Below are 444 nucleotides of genomic sequence, written 5' to 3'. Positions count from 1 at the left end.
CGCCCGGGCGACATTGAGTACATCCGCGTACAGGCCGCAGAGGATTTCCTCGCGTGGGGTGCGCGGAGGCCGGCCGGTCGTACGGTCACCGTAGACAGGCACTGGCAGCGCCCTGCGGTCCAGCTTTCCGTTGAGTGTCAGAGGTAGCGTTTCCAAGGTGACAAAGGCTGACGGCACCATGTACTCCGGTAGCTCCGCCGCCACATGCCTACGCAGTGCCTCCTCACTGACCGGCTCCTCCGCCACGGTGTACGCCACCAGACGCTTGTCGCCCGGCCGATCTTCGCGGAGGATGACGGCCGCCTGCGCGATGCCGGGACGTGCCGCCAGCACGGACTCGATTTCCCCGGGTTCGACGCGGAAGCCGCGGAGTTTGATCTGGTCGTCGACGCGGCCGAGGAATTCCAGTTGGCCGTCGTGGCGCCAGCGTACGAGGTCGCCGGT

General features: G+C 67.1%; 1 protein-coding gene. It reads right to left on the bottom strand.

Annotation, left to right across the window (positions count from 1 at the left end; all coding sequences use genetic code 11):
• The coding region (locus tag EBH09_RS38405) for a hypothetical protein (RefSeq protein ID WP_238697133.1) at positions 1 to 444 on the bottom strand (444 nt) is incomplete at both ends.

The sequence above is a fragment of the Streptomyces sp. E2N166 genome, assembly GCF_003671715.1.
Lineage (GTDB): Bacteria > Actinomycetota > Actinomycetes > Streptomycetales > Streptomycetaceae > Streptomyces > Streptomyces thinghirensis.
The sequence above is the reverse complement of the archived record's forward strand: the minus strand, read 5'-3'. Positions and strand labels throughout refer to the sequence as shown.